This window comes from Mycolicibacterium septicum DSM 44393, assembly GCF_000455325.1.
Classification (GTDB): domain Bacteria; phylum Actinomycetota; class Actinomycetes; order Mycobacteriales; family Mycobacteriaceae; genus Mycobacterium; species Mycobacterium septicum.
The window spans coordinates 504443-526241 of the sequence record NZ_HG322952.1 but is presented as its reverse complement, the minus strand read 5'-3'; the positions used below and the strand labels follow the sequence as shown (position 1 = coordinate 526241).

Below are 21799 nucleotides of genomic sequence, written 5' to 3'. Positions count from 1 at the left end.
TCAATGACGAGTGTCAGCGAAATCGAACTACGGGATCACTTGACGTGCTTGTCGAACCATTCGATCGGAATCTCGGGATGCACGCCGAAGTAGTTGTAGCCGTCGAATCGGCGGTCGGTTCCGGTGATCCAGTGCAGGGCCTTCTCCTCGACGGGGATGGCGTCGAAGATGTCCTGCACGTCCTGCGGTCGCGTCATGACGTCGTCGTGAACCTGGGCCACCAGCGTCGGCATCGTCACCGCCTTCACGTGCTCCAGCGGGGACTGCTCGGACAGGTGGAACCCGGTGCGCTCGTGGACGGCCTTGTCGAATTTGGCGTAGCCGTCCTCCATGCCGATGCCCTTGACGAACTCCTCGACGATGTAGTTACCGGACACGGGTTGCAGCATGACCATGGCTTGGATCTCGGAGAACTCTTCGGGGTGCTTGGACCACGCGACGGCGGTGGAATCCGCACCCAGGCACACCGACAGCAGCACCTTCTTCATGCCCTTTGTGTCGGGCCTGGCCGCGGCGTAGCGCAGCGATCCGATGACGTCGCGGTACTCGGTCAGCCCGATACCGGCGATGCCGCCGTTGCCCTGCCCGCTCATCCCGTGGTTGCGGATGTCGTAGGCCAGGACGTTGTAGCCCGCGTCGTGCAGGGCCTTGTACTCCGGCAGGAAGCTCACCTCGAAACCGCCAAGGCCGCCGAACTCGGGTAGGTGACCCGGGTAGCCGTACCGATTTCCGGGCAGGAAGTGGTTGTGGATGATCAGCCGGTCCGAATCCGCCGGGATGAACCAACCCTCAAGCGGCACACCATCCATCGACGGGAAGACCACGTCCTCGTACTGCAGGCCCACCTCGTCGGGGCGGCGGAGCACGGGTGCGCGGCGGCCCGCCGTCGTTCCGGTGGTCCACAACTCGACGAATCCGTCGAATGCTTCCTGTGCGGCGTTGTCGGTCATCTCGCTGCCTTCTCTCTGTTCGATGAATCTGGCGATATCCCGACGCTACGAGCTTGCTGTTGGGGTAGGGGAGACGCTGCTTATAGGGGGGACCGGCAACCCCTGCCTACGGGCGCGGTGTTTCCCTACTGTGAGGGCATGGACATCGCCAAGGACAGCCGTTCCTGATGACCCGTCGCGCGAAGATCACCCCGGAGCAGGTCGGGTTGGCCCCTGGCGTGCGACGCCGGGTGCCTGGCCTGCGGCGCGAGGAGGCCGCTCAGCTCGCCGGCGTGAGCACCGAGTACTACACGCAGATCGAACGCGGCAACGTCGCCGGTGTCTCTGACGAGGTACTGCAGGCGATCAGCAGGGCTTTGCGGCTCTCCGACGACGAGACGGTTCACTTCTTCGACCTCGTCCGAGCCGGGGCCGGCACGCGCACATCGACGCGGAACAAGCGCGCGGCGGTCAAGAAGCTGCCCGAGGGCGTTCAGGCCTTGATGGATGGCATGGCCGGTTCCCCGGCGATCGTTCTCGACGGGAACCTCGACATCCTGGCCGCGAACCCACTGGGGCGACTGCTGTACTCACCCCTGTACGACAGGGCGCTCGGGCGGCCCAACTTTGCCAGGTTCATATTCTTCGATTCTGCTGCTGCACAAGTGTTTCCAGAATGGGAGCGCAGTGCCGACGAAGCGGTCGGCCTGCTGCAGGCTGAGGCAGCCCGGGATCCACACTCCGCGGCCATCACGCAGATCGTCGGGGAGCTCGCCACCCAGAGCGTCGAGTTCCGCGCCCGGTGGGCGGCCCACAACGTGACCACCCACCGGCACGGCGTCAAACGGTTCGGTCATCCTGAGTTCGGTGATCTCACGCTCACCTACAACGTATTCGAGGTCGCTGCGGCGCCGGGGCTTTCGCTCGTCGGATACACCGCCGAACCGAATTCCCCGTCCGCGCAGGCGTTGAGCATCATGGCGAGTTGGAGTGCGCCTAGCCCGACGCGAAAGTGACATCGGTGAGTTCTTCCGACACCGTCCATAGCCGGGACGCGGCATCGTTGTCGCGCAGCGGCTTCCAGAGCTTCTGTTCCCCGGGAGGGCCGCCGACGTGCCCCGGCCATTGGGGCCCGTAGAAGGCGCTGTCCTTGGCGTCTGGTGAAGCGGCGGCCATCAGCGCAGGCAGTTGCGCGCTGTCCACGGTCCCCACGATCAGACCTCGGGCCGAGAACCACCGGATCAGCCGCACGCCGACGGTGTCCTTGGCGCGCCCGACTTCCGGGCGTGCCGCCAACAGGTTGGTGGGGGCGACGCCCGGGTGCGAGATGTTGCTGGTGATCCCCCAGCCCGAGGCCGCGCTGCGACGGCTGAGCTCAAGCCCGAACAACCCGAGCGCGATCTTGGACTGCCGATAGGCGGCCATGCCGTCGTAGCCGCGCTCCCAGTTCAAGTCGTTCCAGTTGATGGCGCCGCTGCGGGCGGCGACGCTGGTCTGAGACGTCACCCGTGCCCGGCCGGCCCTGAGGAGAGGCAGCAGGTGGGCGGTGAGCGCGAAATGGCCCAGGTGGTTCGTGCCGAACTGCAGCTCGAACCCTTCAGCGGTGGTCTGCCGGTCAGGCGGGGTCATCACCCCGGCGTTGTTGACGAGCAGGTGAATCGGAGCCCCCTCGGCGCACAGTTTCCCACCGAGCGCTGCCACCGACGCCAGCGAGGACAGGTCGAGCTCCTCCAGCGTCAGCTTCGCGTGCGGATGCTGTTCGCGGATCTTGGCGACGGCTGCCTCGCCCTTGCGCGGGTTTCGGACCGGCATGACCACGTCGGCGCCTGCAGCGGCGAGCCTCGACGCGATGCCGAGGCCGATGCCGTCGCTCGCGCCGGTCACCACCGCACGCTTGCCGGACATGTCCTCGATCGTGATGTCGTAATCGGTTGGCATGTGCTCGAGATTGCCCGCCGGAACCGGCCGTATCCACGGTCTGATGATCCGTGGCTGAGCGATCCGGCCCGAGAGAAGATGGCATGCATGATCGATCGAGCCGGGCTGGCAGAATTCCTCGTCCGCCGTCGCGGGGCCTTACAACCCGAGGACGTCGGGCTCCCACGTGGACAACGCCGCCGAACGAGCGGGCTGCGGCGCGAGGAAGTCGCCGCGCTGTGCCACATGTCGACCGACTATTACTCGCGGCTGGAGCGCGAACGCGGCCCGCAGCCCTCGGAGCAGATGATCGCCTCGATTGCACAGGGGCTCCATCTGTCTCTTGACGAGCGTGACCACCTCTTCCGTCTTGCCGGGCATCAGCCTCCGGTGCGTGGGTCGAGCAGTGACCACATCAGCCCCGGAATGCTGCGAATCTTCGACCGGCTCACCGACACCCCGGCTGAGATCGTCACCGAGTTGGGGGAGACGCTGCGGCAGACTCCGCTCGGCGTCGCCCTTGCCGGCGACCTCTGCCGGTACACCGGGCCGTCTCGCAGCATCGGGTATCGCTGGTTCACCGACGCGGCCGTGCGCTGCATCTACCCGCCGGAAGATCACCAGTTCTACTCGCGGATGTACGTTTCCGGGCTTCGCGGCGTGCTCGCACTGCGCGGTCCTGATTCGAAGGCCGCCGGATACGCCGAACTGCTCTCCGCCGAAAGCGAGGAGTTCAGGCTCCTGTGGAACCGGCACGAGGTCGGCATCAGGCCGCGAGACGTCAAGCGCTATCGGCACCCTGAGGTCGGGAGTCTGGAACTCAATTGCCAGATTCTGCTGGACCCTGACCAGTCCCACTCGCTGCTGGTCTACACCGCCGCACCGGGCAGCGAGAGCTACGAGAAACTGCAGTTGCTCTCGGTGGTTGGAGCGCCGGCAGTGTGATTCGTCCATGCGGTCGAATAGTCGACCGGGCCTGGCTAGGATGGGGCCGTGGAGGATCAGCCCGCGGGCTCCAGTCGCGTGGCGCGCCGTCGTGACCGGCGCAAGGCCGAGATCGTCAAGACGGCCACCCGGATCCTCACCGAATCCGGCTACCAGGGGATGAGCCTGGAAGATGTCGCCGAGCAGACCGACATCGCCAAGGCCACTCTCTACCACTACTTTTCATCAAAGGATGCCCTGGTTGCCGCCGCGCTGGAGACCCTGACCGAGGAAGTGCTGCAGCGGCTCGGGGCCCGTGAGGATGCCATCGGGGAGGCTGGCGCTCGCGAGCACCTGGCGGCCCTGATCGATGAGCAGATCCGCATCCTCACCGAGACCGCACCCGAGGTGGCCGCGGTGTTCTCCTGGCCGCGGGGCTGGCCGGAGGTCTTCGATGAGCCGATGAAGGACATGCGGCGTCGCCATGACGCGGTGTTCCGGCGGGTGGTGGAACAGGGTGTGGCCGACGGCGAATTCACCTGTCCCGACGTCAATGTCGCCTTGCAGTGCCTGCACGGCGTCCTGAACCAGTCCTCGGTGTGGATCGGTCCGGGGATGCACGACGACGACCGCGCGGAACTGCGCGCCGCGATCGTCGACCGTGCGCTGTGCCTGTTCTATTGAGCCGACGGGAATTGCGGCGCGCGCTTTTCCCGCAGGGCCGTGTAACCCTCCACCACGTCCGGCCCGAGGAAGGTCAACATCTCGTAGGCCGCGGACTGGTCGAAAATCGGGCCTGCGTTGCGCAACCAGTTGTTGAGCGCACGCTTGGTCAGCCGGATCGCCTGCTGGGCCCCGGTGGCCAGGTTGTCGGCGATCCGCAGGGCCTCGTCCAGAACCTCCTCCCGCGGAAGGGCTTTGGCGACCATGCCGATCCGCTCGGCCTCGATGCCGCCGATCATCTCGCCGGTCATCAGGTAGTACTTGGCCTTCGCCGTGCCGGCCAGCAGCGGCCAGATGATGGCGGCGTGATCGCCGGCGGCCACGCCGAGCTTGACGTGCCCGTCACCGATCCGGGCGTCCTCGGCGATGATCGCGACGTCGGCCAGCAAGGCGGCCACTGCGCCGGCCCCGACCGCGACGCCGTTGATCGCGGACACGATCGGCTTGTCGCAGTTGATCATGTTGTAGACCAGATCGCTCATCTCGCCGAGCATGTGGGACACCCGGTCGTAGTCGCCGGCCATCCGCTCGACCATGGCGAGATCGCCGCCCGCGCTGAATGCCTTGCCCGCGCCGGTGATCACCGCGACCCGGGTCTGCGGGTCGGCTGCCACGTCCTTCCAGATGTTGGCCAACTCGGTGTGCATGCCCTCATCGGCGGCGTTGTACTTCTCCGGCCGGTTCAGCGTGATCAGCAGGACGCCGTTGTCGCGGCGGGTCACCGTCAACTGTTGGTAGTCAGAGAAATCCATGGTGGGTGTCCCTCCTGTCTGCACGCACGGCATGCGCGCGCTCTGTTCAACCGAAGCTACGGTTTTTCGACCACTTAAGTCAATTCTCGACCAATCGGTTGATTTTCTGTGCCGGGCGGCCGATAGTGGCATCAGCGTCCACACCACCGCAGATCGGGAGGTCGGGTAATGCGATTCGACAACAAAGTCGCCGTCGTCACGGGTGCGGCATCGGGGATCGGCCGCGCCATCGCGACCGCACTGGCCGAGGCCGGCGCCACCGTCGCGGCGGTGGACCGGGATGGAGCGGGCCTCGCCCAGACCGTCCAGGACTGTGCGAACGCCACCGCGTACGTGGTCGACCTGGCCGACCCGAAGGCGGTGAGCACACTGCGCGACGACGTCGTGGCCGCGCACGGAGCACCCGCCGTCATCGTCAATGCCGCGGGCTTCGACCGGGTCGAGCCGTTCATGTCCAACGACGACACGCTGTGGCAGGCGTTGGTCGCGGTGAACTTTCTCGGACCCGTCCGGCTCACCCACGCCTTCCTCGAAACCATCCTCGCCGAGGGAGGTATGGCAAAGATCGTCAACATTGCCAGTGATGCAGGGCGGGTGGGCAGTCTCGGGGAGACGGTGTACGCAGGCACCAAGGGCGGCTTGATCGCCTTCACCAAGTCGCTCGCACGCGAGATGGCCCGTCATCAGATCAACGTCAACTGTGTTTGCCCTGGACCGACAGACACCCCGCTGTTCCATTCGCTTCCGGACAAGGTCCGCGACGGGCTGATCAGGGCCATCCCGTTCCGCCGGCTCGCGGAACCGGAGGAGGTCGCCAAGGCTGTGCTCTTCTTCGCTTCCGACGATGCCAGCTTCATTACTGGCCAAGTCCTCAGTGTCAGTGGGGGCTTGACGATGGCCGGTTGATGGCCGGTTGGTGGACAACGGGAGACCGCCCCGCTCTTGGTCGACGCCAGTTCGCAATGGCATACTTGCTCAGCCCCTGGGCTCAACCCAGCCGATTCGGTTAGCCTCGGGGAGCAGATTGGCCAGTTGGGGGATTGCTATGGCAAACGATCTGAGAGTGGACCCGGGGGCGCTTCGGGCGGGGGCCACTAGCAGCGAGATGATCGCTGCCGAATTGGGGGTGTCGCATGTCCGTCCCGATGCCGGGGGCTACCCGAGTAGCACCGGTGTCTCGGCGATGGACGACGCGGTGATCACCGCGCGAACATCCCAGGCGGGGCGCGTCAGCGCGCAGGCGGGGCACCTGTCCGCGGCTGCGCTGCAATACGCCGCCGTCGACGACCAACACGCCGGGGGCCTGGCGGAGTTGATGTGAATGATCTGCCCGACACGGGTCAGCGTGGTGGAGCATTGACCCGCTCTCAGTTAGAAGGCTGGGACACAACGTATCTCGCGGATGCTGCCGCGCGCTGGCGCCAGTTGGCTGCCGAATCGGAAGAACTGTTCGAGTGGCATCGGCAAAATGTGCACGCGCCGGGTGGGGCGGAATGGTCGGGTGCCGCCGGTGAGGCCGCGGGTGAACAGGTCAGTGCCGACGCTGTCGTGGTGCGCAAGCAGGGGGACATCCAGCGTGAGGCCTCCGAAATAGCCGAGAACGGCTGCCGGGACATCCGGCTGGCAGTGGGCCAGGTGCTGGAGGCGATCGCGGCCGCCGAGGAGGAGGGCTTCAAGGTGTCCGAGGACCTCAAGGTGCGCGACACCCGCCGCATCGACGTGAGCACCATGGCGGTGCGCTACACGGCCTCCCGGGAGCATGCCGAGGACATCCGATGGCACTGCGAGCGGCTCATGCAGGCCGAGATCTATCTGGGGCAGCGGCTCGAGGGCAAGGCCCTCGAGCTCGCCGCCATCCAATTCTCGTTGTGACCGAAGGGCGTTCGGCTACAGCTGCGCCCAGATCGACTTGGTCTTGAGGTAGGCGTCGATACCCTCGTAGCCGAACTCCTTGCCCATGCCCGACTGCTTGTAGCCGCCGAACGGCACGTTGTGGTCGAACGTCAACTGGCAGTTCAGCCCCACCATGCCGGCCTGCAGGCGCCTGCCGAGGCTGTGTGCGCGGGCCAGGTTGGTGGTCCAGACGGTGGCGGCCAGGCCGTAGCTGGTGTCGTTGGCCATCGCGATGGCTTCGTCGTCGTCGTCGAACGGCAGGATGGTGACGACGGGGCCGAAGATCTCCTCCTTGTACAGGCGGCTGGTGGCGGGGTCGATGTTGGTGACCACGGTGGGCTTGACGAAGTAGCCCTTGCGGTCCAACCGGTATCCACCGGAAACGATTTCGGCACCGTCACGCTTGCCCTGGTCGATGTACCCCAGCACGCGGTCGAGCTGCTTCTGGCTGACCAACGGGCTGATCATCGCGCCCTCGTCCTTGGGGCCGCCCAGCACCAGGTTGTCCCCGATCATCGCGATGCCCTGCACGACGCGTTCATAGACGCTGCGCTGCACAAAGATTCGTGATCCACACACGCAGCCCTGACCTGAGTGCACGAAGATGCCCATCGAGGCCATCATGATCGCCATGTCGAGGTCGGCGTCTTCGTAGATCAGCACCGGAGACTTGCCGCCCAGCTCCAGGGTCACCTTCTTCAGGTTGTCCGCCGAGTCCCGCATGATCTGCTTGCCGACCTCGGTCGAGCCGGTGAAGGCCACCTTCTCCACGTCGGGGTGCGCGGTGATCGCGGCACCCGCGGTGGCGCCGTAGCCGATCACGAAGTTTGCCACGCCGTCCGGCACGCCGGCCTCACCGATCAGCCGCTCCAGCAGCACCGCCGACAGCGGGGTTTCTTCGGCGGGCTTGACGACAGTGGAGCAGCCGGCGGCCAGGGCGGGCGCGATCTTGGCGCAGGCGTTGAACAGTGGGCCGTTCCACGGGTAGATCAGGCCCACCACGCCGTACGGCTCTTTGGTGGTGTAAGCGTGCAGGTTGGAGTAGTTGCTGTTGACGCCGCCCTCCATCTGCACCTGGTAGCTGCTGCCGTTGATCTTGGTACACCAGCCCGCGTAGTAGCGGAAGAACTCCGCACAGGTGGAGACGATCATCTCTGCCTGCATCGGGGGCATCCCGGCGTCCAACGACTCGAGTTCGGCGAACGCCTTGGCGTGCTCGTCGATGAGATCGCCCAGCTTCCACAGCGCCTTGGCGCGCTGGCGGGCCGGGATGTCCGTCCAAACCCCGGACTGATGGGCGGCCTTCGCGGCGGCGACTGCCTCGTTGACCGCCTCGGGCCCGCAGTCGCGGAACTCGGTGATCTGCTCCTCGGTCGCGGGGTCGATGACCGGAATGGTCTCGCCCGTGCCGGGTCGGTTGCGGAGCTCTTCCAAAACCGTCTGCAGTGCCATATGGTTCCCTTCGTCGTCGAAATGCTGAGCACCTGCTTAGCAGTCGAAGAGAGGGGCGGTCAAGACCCGCATGTGCGGTTGATATCGGCCGATATCCCTGTATTTGCGGTTGTTGACCGGGGGTGGTGTCGATACGCTGTCGCGGTGCCAGACATCCGGGTCCGCGAGGCGGCCGAATTGCTCGGGGTCAGTGACGACACCGTGCGGCGCTGGATCGACGACGGATCGCTGCCGGCCCATCTCGATGGCTCCGGGCGCAAGGTGATCGACGGGGCCGCGCTGGCGGCGTTCGCGCGCGCCAACGCCGCTGCGGCGCCCAAGGATCCACTCGGCATCGGCAGCTCGGCCCGCAACCGGTTCGCCGGGCTGGTCACCAACGTCATCGCCGACGAGGTGATGGCTCAGGTGGAGATGCAGTGCGGCCCGTTCACCGTGGTGTCGCTGATGAGCAGTCAGTCGGTCCGCGAACTCGGCCTGGCCCCCGGCAGTATCGCGGTCGCGGTGGTCAAGGCCACGACCGTCATCGTGGAAACCCCGAAAGGACAGTCATGACCCGCTCCCGGATGTGCGCCCTGGCCTTCACCGCGTTCGCTGCCACGACCTTGATCGGCGGCTGCACCTCGGCCGAGAAGGCGTCGGAACCCTCGGGTGCGGCCCAGGGCGGCTCGATCACGGTGTTCGCCGCGGCCTCGCTGAAGTCGGCGTTCACCGAGATCGGAGAGCAGTTCAAGACCGATAATCCAGGCAGTGCGGTGGAGTTCTCGTTCGCCGGATCCTCGGACCTCGTCACCCAGCTCACCCAGGGCGCCGACGCCGACGTGTTCGCCTCGGCCGACACCCGGAACATGGACAAGGCGGTGACCGCGAACCTCGTCGAGGGCAGCCCGGTCAACTTCGCCACCAACACCCTGACCATCGCCGTTGCGCCGGGAAACCCCAAGGGCATCAAGTCTTTCGCCGATCTGGCCAAGCCCGGCACCAGCGTCGTGGTGTGCGCGCCGCCGGTGCCCTGCGGTGGCGCCGCCGAAAAGGTCGAGAAGGCCACCGGCGTCGACCTGTCGCCGGTGAGCGAGGAGACCTCGGTCACCGACGTGCTGGGGAAAGTGACCAGCGGACAGGCCGACGCCGGCCTGGTCTACGTCACCGACGCCGCCGGAGCCGGGGACAAAGTCACGGCCGTGGCGTTCCCCGAAGCGGCCCAGGCCGTCAACACCTATCCCATCGCGGTGCTCAAGGACTCCGAGCACGCCGAACTGGCGCACCGTTTCGTCGACCTGGTGACCGGCGAGGCCGGCCAAAAAGCGCTCGCCAAGGCTGGATTCGCCAAGCCCTGACCGAGCCCGCAGCGGCGCCGTAGCCTGGGTCTGTGGCCGATCTGACCGAGATCAGTGCCGACGACCTGGCGGCACTGGAATTCTTCGCCGGATGCCGGCCGTCCGTGCTGGCGCCGTTGACCGCCCTGCTGCGGCCCCTGTCGGTCCCGGCCGGGCACGTGCTGATCCGGCAGGGCGACCCGGCCCTGACGTTCATGCTGATCGCCTCCGGGCGCACCAGGGTGGTCCATGACGGGCCTGACGGCCAGGCCGTCGTCGCCGACCTGGAGCCGGGCCTGATCATCGGTGAGATCGCGCTGCTGCGCGACGCGTCGCGCACCGCCACGGTGACGGCCCTCGAACCGGTGACGGGCTGGGTCGGTGACCGCGAGGCGTTCGAGTTCATCCTGCACCTGCCGGGGATGTTCGACCGCCTGGTGCGCATCGCCCGCCAGCGGCTGGCCGGGTTCATCACCCCCATCCCGGTGCAGGTGAGCAACGGCGACTGGTTCTATCTGCGGCCGGTACTGCCCGGCGACGTGGAGCGGACCCTCAACGGGCCCGTCGAGTTCTCCAGCGAAACCCTCTACCGGCGTTTCCAATCCGTACGCAAGCCGACCAAGGCCCTGCTGGAGTACCTGTTCGAGGTCGACTACGCCGATCATTTCGTCTGGGTGATGACCGAGGGTGCGCTCGGGCCGGTCGTCGCCGATGCCCGCGTGGTCCGCGAGGGTCACGACGCGACGACAGCGGAGGTGGCATTCACCGTCGGTGACGACTACCAGGGCCGCGGCATCGGCACGTTCCTGATGGACGCCCTGGTGGTGTCAGCGGACTATCTTGGTATCCAACGTTTTACGGCACGGGTGCTGAGCGACAACTACGCCATGCGGCGCATCCTGGACCGGCTCGGCGCGGTGTGGGAGCGTGAGGATCTGGGGGTGGTGCTCACCGATGTCGCCGTGCCCGCCGTCGGCACGCTGAGCATCGAACCCGAACTGGCCGCGAAGATCAAAGACGTTACCCGTCAGGTGATCCGGGCGGTGAGCCAGTGAAGCCGACACTCAACAAGGACACGCGGGTGTGCATCTCGCTGGCGGCCAGGCCCAGCAACATCGGCACCCGGTTCCACAACTATCTCTACGACGAACTCGGCCTCGACTATCTCTACAAGGCTTTCACCACAACCGATATCGCCGCGGCGATCGGCGGAGTGCGGGCGCTGGGTATCCGTGGCTGTTCGGTGTCGATGCCGTTCAAGCAGGACGTCATGGCTCTCGTCGACGAGATCGAACCTTCGGCCCTGGCGATCGATGCGGTCAACACCATCGTCAATGACCTGTCGGTGCCCGGCGGCCGGTTGGTCGCCTCCAACACCGACTATCTGGCGGTGCAGGAGCTCATCGAGCGGTTGGACCCGAGCGATGCCGTGCTGATCCGCGGCAGCGGCGGCATGGCCAAGGCGGTCGGGGCGGCGTTGCGGGACAAGGGGTTCCGTGGCGGAACCGTCATCGCGCGTAATGCGGAAGCCGGACGCGAACTGGCCGGGGCACTCGGCTACGACTATGCGCCAGAGGTCGGCACGTTGACCGCACCCATCCTGGTCAACGTCACCCCGATCGGGATGGCCGATGGGCCCGACGAGCACCGCAGCGCATTCGAACCCGCCACCATCGAGTCAGCCCGCGCGGTGGTCGACGTCGTGGCCATGCCCGCCGAAACCCCGCTGATCACGACGGCCAGGGCGGCGGGTCTTCCGGTCATCACCGGAGCCGAGGTGATCGCGCTGCAGGCCGCAGAACAATTCGAGCGTTACACGGGAGTACGGCCGACGCCTGAGCAGGTGGCCGCGGCGTCGGCCTTCTCCCGGCAGTCGCCTACGGCGTGATGACGGTCTGCTCGTCGATCGCCGCTGTCGCATCCATCAGCGGGCCCATCTGATCCTCGGTGCCATCGGCGTTGAACTGCAACACAAACAGCCCGTCGGAAGCGGGGATCACCACGGTCTTCTGGGCGATCAGCCGGGTGGCGCCGTCCTTCACGTAGGTGCCGCCGATCTGATACGCCTCGAATCCGCTCAGTTCGTCCGCTGACCCGTCGCCCTGGTTCTCGTAGCCCGGCAGGTTCCTGATCTCGTTGGGGGCGTACTCAAGGATCTTGGCCGGGTCCACGTCGCCGGTCAGTTTGGACATCAGCGCGATGATCGACGGCGGATCTGCGGCAAACGCCGGATCGGTGGACACGATTGCGCCCCAGGCCCATTCGGGGGCCGACGAACCCGCGTCCGTCCAGCCTTCGGGAATCGGCATGTCCAGGTTGGGTGTGCCGGGATCGCCGCGGTGCACCGCCGTCTCGGTGATGTTGTTGTCGCGGATGTAGTCGACGATCGTGTACTGGTGCCCGGCTGTGGGGGCACGGGTGTCGTCGGCCTTGGACTTGGTCGGTTCGGTGCCGGCCTCGCTGCTCGCACTGGCCCCGGTCGCCTCAGTTGCCGTGCCGGTCACCGTCTTGCCGCCGCAGCCGGCCAGCATGACCCCGAGCGCCACGGCGGCGATGGCGATCCCGCCGGCCCTCATTGAGCTGGTCATCGGTCTCCAATCGGTTGGACGCCCCGGTGAGGCGCAACTGATTTGCACGATAAACGCTCTACTGGGAAATGGCTGGCAGAAGCCGCAGTCTTACGGCACAACATTTTGCACAGTGAAATGTCCGGCCGTTGGGGTCGGGTGCCGTCAGCACTTCGCCGACAAGTACACCGTCTGATGGAGAGCGCGAGCCGGGCGCAGCGACGCGACGGTGCAGCGATCCAGCGCCGCCATCCCGTCCCGGTAGATCACGACGTCGTAGCCCTGACGTTCCAGTTCGTCTGCCGTGTCCTGCGCAGATCCGACCCCCGACGGCGCGGCCACGGTCGTCGCTGGGAAACCCAGAGCCAGAGCCGACAGTGCGCCGCCGGCCAGCACAGCCCCCGTCAATCCGTACACCTGTTCTGCCCCTCATCGTTCTACGTCCTGCTTGTCGCAACCAGTCCTGCGTCGATTAAATTCCGCTGTATCGCAACACTTGTCGTGTTGTCAGCGACGAAAAACAAGTTGACAAGCGGCGCTGCGGCCGTCCTCGACAGCAAACCCGGGGCTGTGGTATCAAAACGCCGTGCGCGTTTTCGCCGTCGCGGCGGCCCTGCTGGTGTGCACCGCAGCGTGTGGGTCGCGGCCGGCACCGGAACCTACGCCGACATCGTCGGGGCCTCAGGCCACCGGCAATGTCGTCACGGTGAGCCCGGCCCGCATCGACCGCGTGCGCCAGGATCTGCCGCCCGGTTACGAGGTGGTGGGAATCGACCCGCGTGCCACCCCGGTATCGCTGTGGGGCTTCGGCCCGGACTGGACGGCCGACCCCGCGGAATGCGCTGCGCCGGCGGCCCCCGAAACCGATCCCGCCCGCGGCTGGTCGGCATCGGGGCCCGGCGGCATCGTCTATGCCGCCGTCGCGAAGGTGACGGGCGCGCCCGACGAAGCCGGGCCCGACGCGTCGTGCGACCGGTGGAGTGTGTCGGGCGGGCATTCGGTCGGAACCGTCACCCCGATCGAGGCTCCGGTGGTCGAGGGCGCGGTGACCGCCGGGATGGCGACGGCCGTCACCACCGTCGTCGAGGGTGGCACCGAAACGCGATCCCACGCCGATACGTTCACCGCCGATCTCAACTCCGAGACCGGCGGCTACCACCTGTTCATCACCGTCGTCACCGACCCCGGATCGCCCAATCCCGCGCTCGACCGGGCGTTCACCTCCGACCTGCTGGTGAAAACGGTTTCGGCGTTACGCGGCTGAGTCGGCACTGCCAGGTAAGTTGACCAGCGATGTGGAACCGCAACGTCTTACTCGCCGCCGGCGTCCTCGCCTGCGCCACCGGATTGGTCGCATGCGGTCAATCTGACCAGTCGAACTCCGCCAACGCGGACATCGCCAACGTCGCCAAGGTGCGCTCCAGTTTCGGCCCGGAGTTCAAGGTGTCCGATGTCGCCCCGACCGGGATCGACCCGAAAATGCTGGCGCCGCAAAAGATGCCGCCCGGCGTGAAGGTCGACCCTGCTGATTGCGCGAAGTTCGCCGAAGGCCAGTCGTTGCCGGAGGGGCTGAAGGGCAACATGGCCGCCACCACGGCCGAAGGGGCGGGCAACCGGTTCATCGTGCTGGCCGTGGAGACCTCTGAGCCGGTCCAGTTGAACGACCCGGGCGATGCGTGCAAGAAGGTGAAATTCCTGGGCCCCGGTATGCGGGGGCAGGTGGACGTGGTCGAAGCGCCGCAGATCGAGGGGGCCCGCACGACCGGAACCCACCGCATCGTGCAGACCGTGGTGGGTGGTCAGCCGCGCACCGGCGAGTTGTACAACTACGTCGCCAGTTTCGACACGTTCCTGGTGATCGTCACCGCCAACCCACTGGTGGAGCCGGGCAAGCCGGTGTCACCGGTGGACGACAAGCGGGCCCGCGACCTGCTCAGCACCGCGGTGGCCAGTGTGAGGGGTTAGTACGGGGTCGACCCGACCCTCAGCGCACGTCTTGCGGGCGGAACTGGATGCTGATGCGCGGCCCGACCAGGCTGGTGGTCTTCGGAATCGAATGCTCCCAGGTGCGCTGGCACGAGCCGCCCATGACCAACAGGTCGCCGTGGCGGTGCTGTAGCCGCAGGGCATGGCCGCCGCCCCGCGGGCGCAGTGCGAAAACCCTTGTCGCGCCCAGCCCGACGATGGCCACCATGGTGTCCTCGGTGCGGCTGCGGCCGATGGTGTCGCCGTGCCAGGCCACACTGTCGTTGCCGTCGCGGTACAGACACAGGCCCGCGGTGGTGAACGGTTCACCGAGCTCGCCGCCGAAGGTGTCGTTGAGCCTGCGCCGGATCTGCTTGAGCCGGGGGTGCGGCACCGGTTCGTTGATCAGGTCGTGAAAGCTGACCAGCCGCGGCACCGCCACCACGCGGTCGTACATCTCGCGTTCTTCGGACCGCCAGGGGATCCCGTCCATCAACTCCTCGAACAGCGAGTCGGCATCGGGCAACCAGCCCGAGCGCAGTTCAACCCAGGCGTCGTTGCCGAGTCGACGACGTTCAGCGTGCTCGAACAGTGAGCCTTGCAACGCCAGCTCCATGCGCGCGAGTGTATCGCACAGACGTTCGACTGCGTTAGAGGCGGGAGGCGCCCGGCCCGTGCTCGGCGAGAACGTCGCCGGGGTTGGTCAGCAGGCAGGTCTTGAGGCTCAGGCAGCCGCAGCCGATGCAGCCGGTCAGGTTGTCGCGCAACCGTTGTAGGTGCAGGATGCGGTCGTCGAGGTCCTGACGCCAGCCGGCCGAGAGCCTGGCCCAGTCCTTGCTGGTCGGGATCCGGTCGTCCGGCAGGCTGGACAGCGCATCGCGGATGCGGGCCAGCGGTATGCCCAGGCGCTGCGACATCCGGATGAATGCCACACGGCGCAGCGTCTCGCGGGCATAGCGGCGTTGGTTCCCCGAGGTGCGCCGGCTGGCGATCAGGCCCTCGCGCTCGTAGAAGTGAAGTGCCGACACCGCCACGCCGCTGCGGACCGACATCTCGCCAGGAGTTAACTCGTGCGTCTCCATACACCTCAACCATAGTTGAGTTAACGTCATTGCGTGGAGACTGCGGCGTTCGGTTCCAATTCTGAGGTCGGCACGCTGCGCGCCGTCATCCTGCACCGGCCCGGGCCGGAGTTGCAGCGGCTGACGCCACGCAACAACGACGCCCTGCTGTTCGACGGCTTGCCGTGGGTGGCCAAGGCACAACGTGAGCACGACGCCTTCGCGGCGGTGCTACGTTCCCGCGGCGTCGAGGTGCTGCTGGCCGATCTGCTGACCGAGGCGCTGGCCAGCGGTGCGGCGCGGATGCACGGCATCTCCGCTGCCGTCGACGCACGGCGTCTGGGTGTGCCACTGGCCCAGGAACTCTCGGCCTATCTGCGCACCCTGCCGCCGGTCGATCTGGCACACATCCTGATGGCCGGCATGACGTTCAACGAGGTGCCCTTTCACGGTGCCGAGCTGTCACTGGTCCGCCTCATGCACCACGGCGGCGATTTCGTGATCGAGCCGCTGCCCAATCTCCTGTTCACCAGGGATTCGTCGTTCTGGATCGGCCCGCGCGTGGCCATCACCTCGCTCGCGCTACCGGCCCGGGTGCGCGAAACCTCGCTGACCGACCTGATCTATGCGCACCATCCGCGGTTCCTCGGCGTCCGGCGGGCCTACGAGTCGCGCTCGGCTCCTGTCGAGGGCGGCGACGTGCTGCTGCTGGGGCCCGGGGTGGTCGCGGTCGGGGTGGGGGAGCGGACCACACCCGCCGGAGCCGAGGCGTTGGCGCGCAGCCTGTTCGACGACGACCTGGCCCATACCGTGCTGGCGGTGCCGATCCGGCAGGAGCGCGCCCAGATGCACCTGGACACCGTGTGCACCATGGTCGACGTCGATGCGGTCGTGATGTACCCGAACATCGTGGACTCGTTGTCGGCGTTCACCATTCACCGCACCGAGGCCGGGATCCGGATCGACGACGAGGTGCCTTTCGTGCAGGCGGCCGCCGATGCGATGGGGATCGAGCAGCTGCGGGTGATCGACACCGGGCTCGATCCCGTGACCGCCGAACGTGAGCAATGGGACGACGGCAACAACACCCTGGCCCTGGCGCCGGGTGTGGTGGTGGCCTACGAGCGCAACTCGGAAACCAATGCCCGGCTGGCTGATTCGGGCATCGAAGTGCTGCCGATCGAGGCGTCGGAGCTGGGCACCGGCCGGGGCGGGCCACGCTGTATGTCGTGTCCGGCTGCGCGGGACCTGCTCTAGATCGCGTCGGGGTCGCCCGGTCGCCGTTGAGATTGCGCTCAGGGCTGTGGTGGCGCCGATTTCACGACCCTGTGCGCAATCTCAACGCTTCGCGCATGCGATGCAGGATGAACGCCTTGCTGTGTTCGACCACCACGTGAATGTCGATCCACCCCTGCCGTGCGATCAGCTCGTTGCGACCGATGTCGTGCACATACCGAGGGCGGTCAGTGGCATGGTGTTTTCCCTCGTAGTCGGCTCCGACCATCGGCTCGTCGTAGCCCATGTCGATGAAGGCCTCGTTGAAGCCGTCGGTCACCCGGATCTGGGTGCGTGGCCGCGGCAGCCCACCGTCGATGAGGACCAGCCGAAGCCAGGTTTCTCTCGGAGATTGGGCACCGCCGTCCATCAGGTCGAGCGCGACTTCCGCCCGGCGCAGTCCCCGGGCTCTCGGATAGCGATCGGCCAGGAGCAGAACATCGGCTGCTTTGACATCCGTGGCTCGTGCAAGCGCGTCGAGGTGCTGAACAGCCAGATCCCGGGGCAGATGTCGTGCCAGATCCAGAGCCGTCCGCTGCGGTGTCGTCACCGGGAGGCCGGCTACGACGGCGATCTCGTCTGGGTCGATCCGCTCATTCCGAACGACGATGCCATCTGGTGGGCGGCCATTGCGCCAGAGCATCTCGATCGGTGCATCGTGGGCTACCCACTGCGCGCCATGCAGCGCCGCAGCCGCCCTGCCCGCGATCACGCTGTTGCGGCCTGACCACAAGTAGGCGCCGATGGTCCTGCGCCACAGGGGAAGTGGTCCGGACTTCGGCACGTACACGTCGGGAAATATCGACCGATAGTTCCACCGCAGCTGGCTGCGGGTGAGAGCACCGCGCCTGAGCATCTCACTGCCGATGAAGACTTCTCGCATGCCGTGATGCTGTGATGCGAGACCGACAAAACGGGCCGTCAAACTTGAGATTGCGCTCCGGGCTGTGGATAACTCGGTTTCACGACCCTGTGTGCAATCTCAACGCCACGAGGGCAGCCAGATCTCCAGGTTCCAGGTCGACTGCGAAATCGGGATGCCCGTCAGGACCGGGTACAGCCACGCGAAGTTCGCGATCACGAGTGCCACGTAGAAGCACACCACCAGCAGTCCCAACGTCCGGCGTTCCGGGTTCTGCCTGGGTTGGTAAAGGATGTCGCCGAGGATCAGCGCGATCGTCAGCACCAGGAACGGCGCCATCACGGTGGCGTAGAAGAAGTACATCTGCCGGTCGATGTCGAAGAACCAGGGCAGGAAACCGGCCGCGTACCCGACCAGAACCACGCCGTAGCGCCAGTCCCGCCGCACCACGGCCCGCCACAGCGCCCACCCGAGCACCGGCACCGCGATGAACCACATCGCCGGAGTGCCCACCAGCATCACGGCTTTCACGCACGACTGCGTTCCGCACCCGGCCACGTCGTGGTTGTCGATCGCGTAGAGCACCGGCCGCAAGGACATCGGCCACGTCCACGGCTTGGATTCCCACGGGTGGTGGTTGCCGTCGGCGTTGGTCAGCCCGGCGTGGAAATGGTAGGCGGCATAGGTGTAGTGCCACAGCGAGCGCAGCGCGTCGGGCAGGGGGATGATGCTGTTCTCGCCGATGGACTGGCCGGCCTCGTACCGGTTGACACCGGTCTCGGAGGCGAACCACGGCCCGTACGACGCCAGGTACACGGCGAACGGGATCAGGCCGAACACGTACGCGGCCGGCCCCAGATCACGGTGCAGCACGCCCCGCCACGGTGCAGGCACGTGGTACTGCTTGCGCGCGATCGCGTCGAGCACGAGGGTCATGACGCCGAAGAACAGCACGAAGTACAGACCGGACCACTTGGTGGCGCAGGCCAGACCGAGCAGCACCCCCGCACCGAACCGCCACCACCGCACGCCCAGCCGCGGACCCCACGGCGTCTCCGCGATCCGGCCCTCCATGAACGCGTTGTGCATGCGTTGACGCACGTCGTCGCGATCCACCATCAGGCAGGCGAAGGCGGCCACCACGAACACCACCAGGAACACGTCCAGCAGCGCCGTACGGGCCGAGACGAAGCTGACCCCGTCGGCGATGATCAGCAGCCCGGCAATGCCGCCGACAAGGGTGGAGCGGCTGATCCGGCGCCCGATCCGCACCACCAGCAGGACGATGATCACGCCGCACAGCGCCCCGGAGAATCGCCAGCCCAGCCCGTTGTAGCCGAACAGCGCCTCACCGATCGAGATCAGCTGCTTGCCCACCGGCGGATGCACCACGAGCCCGTAGCCGGGGTTGTCCTCGACCCCGTGGTTGTGCAGCATCTGCCAGGCCTGCGGCGCGTAGTGCTTCTCGTCGAAGACGGGCGTGCCGGCATCGGTCGGGGAGCCCAGGTTGAGGAACCGGCTGATCGCGGCCAGCGCGGTGATGATCGCCGTCATCAACCAGCCCTGCAGCCGGTCCGTCGGCCCGAAATCCGGGGCCGGGATCAGTGGCGCTGGGCTGATCAACGGGACCGAGCGACCAGCCGTCGGGGTATCGGTGGCGGTGGCGGTCACGCAAGCGATCGTAGGCTGTCGGTCGTGACACCCGGCAAACTACTGATCGGCGCCACGCCGCTGGGCCTGCCCTCCGATGCCTCTGCGCGTCTCATCACAGCGCTGCGCACGGCCGACATCGTGGCGGCCGAGGACACGCGACGCGTCCGTGGCCTGGCCCAGTCGCTCGGCGTGCAGCCGTCCGGCCGGATCTTGAGCTTCTTCGACCAGAACGAGGCGAGCCGGGTGCCGGGCCTGGTCGCGGAGATCGCGGCGGGCGCGACGGTACTGGTGGTCAGCGACGCCGGGATGCCCTTGATCAATGACCCGGGCTACCGCCTGGTCGCGGCCTGCGCGGAGGCGGATCTGCCGGTGTCCTGCCTGCCGGGCCCGAGTGCGGTGACGACGGCGCTTGCGGTGTCCGGGCTGGCCTCGGACCGGTTCTGCTTCGAGGGCTTCGCCCCGCGCAAACACGCCGCCCGGCTGGCCTGGCTGCAGACCCTGGCCGCCGAACCCCGCACCACTGTGTTCTTCGAATCTCCGCGCCGGCTGGGCGAGACACTGCGCGACGCCGTCGAGGTGCTGGGCCCGGAGCGACGCGCGGTGGTGTGCCGCGAGCTGACCAAGACCCATGAGGAGATCCGCCGCGGCAGCCTGGCCGAACTCGCCGAGTGGGCCGCCGACGGCGTGCTGGGGGAGATCACCGTGGTGCTGGCCGGGGGCACCCCGACCGTCGAACTACCCGACCTGGTGGCCGAGGTCGAGGAACTGGTGGCCGACGGGATCCGGGTCAAGGACGCCTGTGCTCAGGTGATCGCCGCGAACCCGGGAGCGCCGTCCCGGCGCGAGCTCTACGACGCCGTGCTGCGCGCACGGGACTGATACCCGTTTCGGGTCGGCCATTTTGGTGCATCTGACGGTGCGAGGCACCGGCTAGGGTTGCGGAATGGGTCCGGATTTCTCAACGGTCGATTCCGCGGAAAAGGCCGAACAGCTTTGTGCACAAGGGCAATTGGAACGGATGCCCCTCATGCCGGCCGAATTCGGCGGGCAGGATCACGTTCAGAACATGGTGTACTGCCCGCTCGGGTTGGCGGCGGCGAAGGCGGATGTCGATCTCAACATCATCGCCCCCCTCGTCCAGGGCGGGCAGGTTCAGGCGTACTCGGCTGTGCCGATCTATGAAGGCGACAGCTTCGTACCCGTCGCCGTCGAGATATCCGCCTGGCACCCCGAGTCTCCGGACACCGGCGCGTTCAACGCGAGGATCGCGATGTGGGGATCGGCGCTCCAGCCCGACTCAGCTCCCTGACGAAAGCTGGTGGCTCTGACCGGACAACTCCACGATCGAAGCCGACTTGTGCAGGCACTCATCCCATTCCGCGTCGACGTCGGAATCGGCGGTGATGCCGCCGCCGACACCGAGGACCGCCGACCCGTCGGAGCCGAACTCCACGGTGCGGATCGCCACGTTGAGCTCGCAGCCTGCCACGGGTGAGGCCAAACCGACGGTGCCGCAATAGACTCCGCGCCGCGCCGGTTCCCACTGCTGCAGCAACTGGCGGGCCCGCCGCTTCGGGGTGCCGGTCACCGAGGCCGGAGGGAAGGTGGCGTCGAGCAGTGCACTCGTCGGCGTATGCACGGGAACCTCGGCGGTCACGGTCGAGACCAGATGCCAGACTCCGGGCGCCGGATGAACCGCGAGCAGTTCGGGCACCGTCACGCTGCCGGTGGTCGCCACCCGTCCCAGATCATTGCGCACCAGGTCGACGATCATGACGTTCTCGGCGACGTCCTTGACCGAGGCCAGCAGAGCGGCCGGATCGGCCGAGGACGGCAACGTGCCCTTGATCGGGCTGGAGGTGACGGCGGTGCCCGCCCGGCGCAGGAACAACTCCGGTGACAGCGAGGCCACCGCACCCCAGTCTCCGGCCACGTAGGCGGCCCGCGAGGGTGCCGTCCGGGCCACCGCCTCGGTGAAGAAATCGATCGGCTCGCCGTCGATGCGGCCGGTGAATCTGGTGCAGACGCAGGCCTGGTACACCTCACCCGCCGCGATGGCCTCCAGGCAGGCCAGCACGCCCCGGCGGTGATCGTCGCGATCGGGGGCAACCCAGGTGAGGGCGTAGCCGTGTGGCCCACCTGGCTCCAGTGCGCGCAGCCAGGTGGGAAGTTCTGCGCCACTGAGGCTTTCGAACCACCAGAGGCCGTCGGCGTCCTGGCGCAGCACGCAGTCCGACCAGCCGCCGGCGGCCACCGGGATGCGCGGGGGTTCACCGTCGGCACCCGGGTCCGGGTAGCAGAGATAGCCGAACCAGCCGCCACCCACACTGCCTGCCGGTCCCGTGGCGTCCTGTGCCACCTCGAAGCAGATCTCCGGCGCCACCGGGGCCACCGAAAGCGAGGGCGCGATCACCGCACGTGAGCCGAACCAGTCGCCGATCACCGCGGCCGGCGGCGCCAGGCCCGCGGCCCGGGCGGCCGCGGCGACACCGCGCAGCACCGCCGGGGCATCG

26 protein-coding genes are annotated in these 21799 nt (G+C 67.1%); 15 read left to right on the top strand and 11 right to left on the bottom strand.

Features of this window, described 5'->3' with window-relative positions; translation table 11 throughout:
- Positions 1-35 precede the first annotated feature (35 nt).
- Entirely contained in the window at positions 36-950 is a 915-nt protein-coding gene (locus TX88_RS22515; protein WP_044520090.1) for an alpha/beta hydrolase family protein, read from the bottom strand.
- Between the two features lie 167 nt (positions 951-1117).
- Here TX88_RS22515 and TX88_RS22510 point away from each other — a divergent pair, with 167 nt between their 5' ends.
- Positions 1118-1945: a helix-turn-helix domain-containing protein gene (locus TX88_RS22510; RefSeq protein WP_044520088.1), complete on the top strand. Its 828-nt coding sequence runs from the start codon at positions 1118-1120 to the stop codon at positions 1943-1945.
- On the opposite strand, the gene TX88_RS22505 is transcribed toward TX88_RS22510, so the two are convergent.
- Positions 1926-2867 (bottom strand): SDR family oxidoreductase, encoded by a 942-nt coding sequence (locus TX88_RS22505; RefSeq protein ID WP_044520087.1) that lies wholly within the window; start codon positions 2865-2867, stop codon positions 1926-1928. The two genes, TX88_RS22510 and TX88_RS22505, sit on opposite strands and share 20 nt — an antisense overlap.
- A gap of 87 nt (positions 2868-2954) precedes the next feature.
- Between TX88_RS22505 and TX88_RS22500 the strand changes: the two genes are divergently transcribed.
- Entirely contained in the window at positions 2955-3791 is an 837-nt protein-coding gene (locus tag TX88_RS22500; protein WP_044521721.1) for a helix-turn-helix transcriptional regulator, read from the top strand.
- Between the two features lie 48 nt (positions 3792-3839).
- A complete protein-coding gene (locus TX88_RS22495; protein WP_044520085.1) occupies positions 3840-4454 on the top strand; it encodes a TetR/AcrR family transcriptional regulator in 615 nt (204 codons plus the stop codon).
- Here TX88_RS22495 and TX88_RS22490 read toward each other — a convergent pair.
- Positions 4448-5245 (bottom strand): enoyl-CoA hydratase/isomerase family protein, encoded by a 798-nt coding sequence (locus tag TX88_RS22490; protein WP_044520084.1) that lies wholly within the window; start codon positions 5243-5245, stop codon positions 4448-4450. The genes TX88_RS22495 and TX88_RS22490 overlap by 7 nt on opposite strands.
- 168 nt (positions 5246-5413) lie before the next feature.
- Here TX88_RS22490 and TX88_RS22485 point away from each other — a divergent pair, with 168 nt between their 5' ends.
- The 3 genes from TX88_RS22485 to TX88_RS22475 all read left to right on the top strand — a co-directional run bounded on the left by TX88_RS22485 (position 5414) and on the right by TX88_RS22475 (position 7117).
- On the top strand, positions 5414-6151 hold the full coding sequence (locus TX88_RS22485; RefSeq protein ID WP_044520083.1) for an SDR family NAD(P)-dependent oxidoreductase: 738 nt from the start codon (positions 5414-5416) through the stop codon (positions 6149-6151).
- A 199-nt stretch (positions 6152-6350) separates the two neighbouring features.
- Complete coding sequence (locus TX88_RS22480; RefSeq protein WP_244438580.1) at positions 6351-6566, top strand: hypothetical protein; 216 nt, start codon at positions 6351-6353, stop codon at positions 6564-6566.
- A complete protein-coding gene (locus TX88_RS22475) occupies positions 6563-7117 on the top strand; it encodes a hypothetical protein (RefSeq protein WP_044520081.1) in 555 nt (184 codons plus the stop codon). The genes TX88_RS22480 and TX88_RS22475 overlap by 4 nt, the downstream gene beginning before the upstream one ends.
- A gap of 15 nt (positions 7118-7132) precedes the next feature.
- On the opposite strand, the gene TX88_RS22470 is transcribed toward TX88_RS22475, so the two are convergent.
- A complete protein-coding gene (locus tag TX88_RS22470) occupies positions 7133-8590 on the bottom strand; it encodes an aldehyde dehydrogenase family protein (protein ID WP_044520080.1) in 1458 nt (485 codons plus the stop codon).
- 144 nt (positions 8591-8734) lie between these two features.
- Between TX88_RS22470 and TX88_RS22465 the strand changes: the two genes are divergently transcribed.
- The 4 genes from TX88_RS22465 to TX88_RS22450 are packed head-to-tail and all read left to right on the top strand — an operon-like array spanning position 8735 to position 11791.
- Complete coding sequence (locus TX88_RS22465; protein ID WP_044520079.1) at positions 8735-9142, top strand: TOBE domain-containing protein; 408 nt, start codon at positions 8735-8737, stop codon at positions 9140-9142.
- On the top strand, positions 9139-9924 hold the full coding sequence (modA, locus tag TX88_RS22460; protein WP_044520078.1) for a molybdate ABC transporter substrate-binding protein: 786 nt from the start codon (positions 9139-9141) through the stop codon (positions 9922-9924). The genes TX88_RS22465 and modA overlap by 4 nt, the downstream gene beginning before the upstream one ends.
- A gap of 32 nt (positions 9925-9956) precedes the next feature.
- The gene (locus TX88_RS22455) at positions 9957-10958 is read left to right on the top strand and encodes an acetyltransferase Pat (protein WP_044520077.1); all 1002 of its coding nucleotides are present in this window, start codon (positions 9957-9959) and stop codon (positions 10956-10958) included.
- Entirely contained in the window at positions 10955-11791 is an 837-nt protein-coding gene (locus tag TX88_RS22450) for a shikimate 5-dehydrogenase (protein WP_044520076.1), read from the top strand. Before TX88_RS22455 ends, TX88_RS22450 begins: the two co-directional genes overlap by 4 nt.
- Here TX88_RS22450 and lpqN read toward each other — a convergent pair.
- Both lpqN and TX88_RS22440 read right to left on the bottom strand, forming a co-directional pair.
- Positions 11781-12491: an envelope biogenesis lipoprotein LpqN gene (gene lpqN, locus TX88_RS22445; protein ID WP_044520075.1), complete on the bottom strand. Its 711-nt coding sequence runs from the start codon at positions 12489-12491 to the stop codon at positions 11781-11783. The genes TX88_RS22450 and lpqN overlap by 11 nt on opposite strands.
- Positions 12492-12635: 144 nt before the next feature.
- Positions 12636-12887 carry a hypothetical protein gene (locus TX88_RS22440; protein ID WP_044520074.1) on the bottom strand — a complete coding sequence of 84 codons (252 nt, stop codon included), beginning with the start codon at positions 12885-12887 and terminating at the stop codon, positions 12636-12638.
- Positions 12888-13056: 169 nt separating this feature from the next.
- Between TX88_RS22440 and TX88_RS22435 the strand changes: the two genes are divergently transcribed.
- Both TX88_RS22435 and TX88_RS22430 read left to right on the top strand, forming a co-directional pair.
- Positions 13057-13734, top strand: a complete 678-nt coding sequence (locus TX88_RS22435; protein ID WP_044520073.1) for a DUF5642 family protein — start codon at positions 13057-13059, stop codon at positions 13732-13734.
- A 29-nt stretch (positions 13735-13763) separates the two neighbouring features.
- Positions 13764-14435 (top strand): DUF5642 family protein, encoded by a 672-nt coding sequence (locus TX88_RS22430; RefSeq protein ID WP_044520072.1) that lies wholly within the window; start codon positions 13764-13766, stop codon positions 14433-14435.
- A 19-nt stretch (positions 14436-14454) separates the two neighbouring features.
- Here the strand turns inward: TX88_RS22430 and TX88_RS22425 are convergent, their stop codons facing one another.
- A complete protein-coding gene (locus TX88_RS22425) occupies positions 14455-15051 on the bottom strand; it encodes an alpha-ketoglutarate-dependent dioxygenase AlkB (protein WP_044520071.1) in 597 nt (198 codons plus the stop codon).
- 34 nt (positions 15052-15085) lie between these two features.
- A complete protein-coding gene (gene soxR, locus TX88_RS22420; RefSeq protein ID WP_044520070.1) occupies positions 15086-15517 on the bottom strand; it encodes a redox-sensitive transcriptional activator SoxR in 432 nt (143 codons plus the stop codon).
- Between the two features lie 33 nt (positions 15518-15550).
- Between soxR and arcA the strand changes: the two genes are divergently transcribed.
- On the top strand, positions 15551-16753 hold the full coding sequence (arcA, locus tag TX88_RS22415; protein WP_044520069.1) for an arginine deiminase: 1203 nt from the start codon (positions 15551-15553) through the stop codon (positions 16751-16753).
- 61 nt (positions 16754-16814) lie between these two features.
- Here arcA and TX88_RS22410 read toward each other — a convergent pair whose 3' ends face one another.
- A complete protein-coding gene (locus tag TX88_RS22410) occupies positions 16815-17654 on the bottom strand; it encodes a type IV toxin-antitoxin system AbiEi family antitoxin (protein ID WP_044520068.1) in 840 nt (279 codons plus the stop codon).
- 99 nt (positions 17655-17753) lie between these two features.
- Entirely contained in the window at positions 17754-19304 is a 1551-nt protein-coding gene (locus tag TX88_RS22405; RefSeq protein ID WP_044520067.1) for a dolichyl-phosphate-mannose--protein mannosyltransferase, read from the bottom strand.
- A 24-nt stretch (positions 19305-19328) separates the two neighbouring features.
- Between TX88_RS22405 and rsmI the strand changes: the two genes are divergently transcribed.
- Positions 19329-20165 carry a 16S rRNA (cytidine(1402)-2'-O)-methyltransferase gene (gene rsmI, locus TX88_RS22400; protein WP_044520066.1) on the top strand — a complete coding sequence of 279 codons (837 nt, stop codon included), beginning with the start codon at positions 19329-19331 and terminating at the stop codon, positions 20163-20165.
- A gap of 64 nt (positions 20166-20229) precedes the next feature.
- Entirely contained in the window at positions 20230-20595 is a 366-nt protein-coding gene (locus tag TX88_RS22395; RefSeq protein WP_044520065.1) for a hypothetical protein, read from the top strand.
- On the opposite strand, the gene TX88_RS22390 is transcribed toward TX88_RS22395, so the two are convergent.
- The coding region (locus TX88_RS22390; RefSeq protein WP_044520064.1) for an aminodeoxychorismate synthase component I at positions 20584-21799 on the bottom strand (1216 nt) is incomplete at its 5' end. The genes TX88_RS22395 and TX88_RS22390 overlap by 12 nt on opposite strands.

Excerpts from the sequence above, each read along its gene's own strand:
- TX88_RS22485 (WP_044520083.1), top strand. The coding sequence starts at position 5,414 with ATGCGATTCGACAACAAAGTCGCCGTCGTCACGGGTGCGGCATCGGGG.
- TX88_RS22470 (WP_044520080.1), bottom strand. The coding sequence starts at position 8,590 with ATGGCACTGCAGACGGTTTTGGAAGAGCTCCGCAACCGACCCGGCACG.
- TX88_RS22510 (WP_044520088.1), top strand. The coding sequence starts at position 1,118 with ATGACCCGTCGCGCGAAGATCACCCCGGAGCAGGTCGGGTTGGCCCCT.
- TX88_RS22515 (WP_044520090.1), bottom strand. The coding sequence starts at position 950 with ATGACCGACAACGCCGCACAGGAAGCATTCGACGGATTCGTCGAGTTG.
- TX88_RS22500 (WP_044521721.1), top strand. The coding sequence starts at position 2,955 with ATGATCGATCGAGCCGGGCTGGCAGAATTCCTCGTCCGCCGTCGCGGG.
- soxR (WP_044520070.1), bottom strand. The coding sequence starts at position 15,517 with ATGGAGACGCACGAGTTAACTCCTGGCGAGATGTCGGTCCGCAGCGGC.
- TX88_RS22425 (WP_044520071.1), bottom strand. The coding sequence starts at position 15,051 with ATGGAGCTGGCGTTGCAAGGCTCACTGTTCGAGCACGCTGAACGTCGT.
- TX88_RS22430 (WP_044520072.1), top strand. The coding sequence starts at position 13,764 with ATGTGGAACCGCAACGTCTTACTCGCCGCCGGCGTCCTCGCCTGCGCC.
- TX88_RS22490 (WP_044520084.1), bottom strand. The coding sequence starts at position 5,245 with ATGGATTTCTCTGACTACCAACAGTTGACGGTGACCCGCCGCGACAAC.
- TX88_RS22395 (WP_044520065.1), top strand. The coding sequence starts at position 20,230 with ATGGGTCCGGATTTCTCAACGGTCGATTCCGCGGAAAAGGCCGAACAG.
- lpqN (WP_044520075.1), bottom strand. The coding sequence starts at position 12,491 with ATGACCAGCTCAATGAGGGCCGGCGGGATCGCCATCGCCGCCGTGGCG.
- TX88_RS22410 (WP_044520068.1), bottom strand. The coding sequence starts at position 17,654 with ATGCGAGAAGTCTTCATCGGCAGTGAGATGCTCAGGCGCGGTGCTCTC.
- modA (WP_044520078.1), top strand. The coding sequence starts at position 9,139 with ATGACCCGCTCCCGGATGTGCGCCCTGGCCTTCACCGCGTTCGCTGCC.
- TX88_RS22480 (WP_244438580.1), top strand. The coding sequence starts at position 6,351 with ATGATCGCTGCCGAATTGGGGGTGTCGCATGTCCGTCCCGATGCCGGG.
- TX88_RS22505 (WP_044520087.1), bottom strand. The coding sequence starts at position 2,867 with ATGCCAACCGATTACGACATCACGATCGAGGACATGTCCGGCAAGCGT.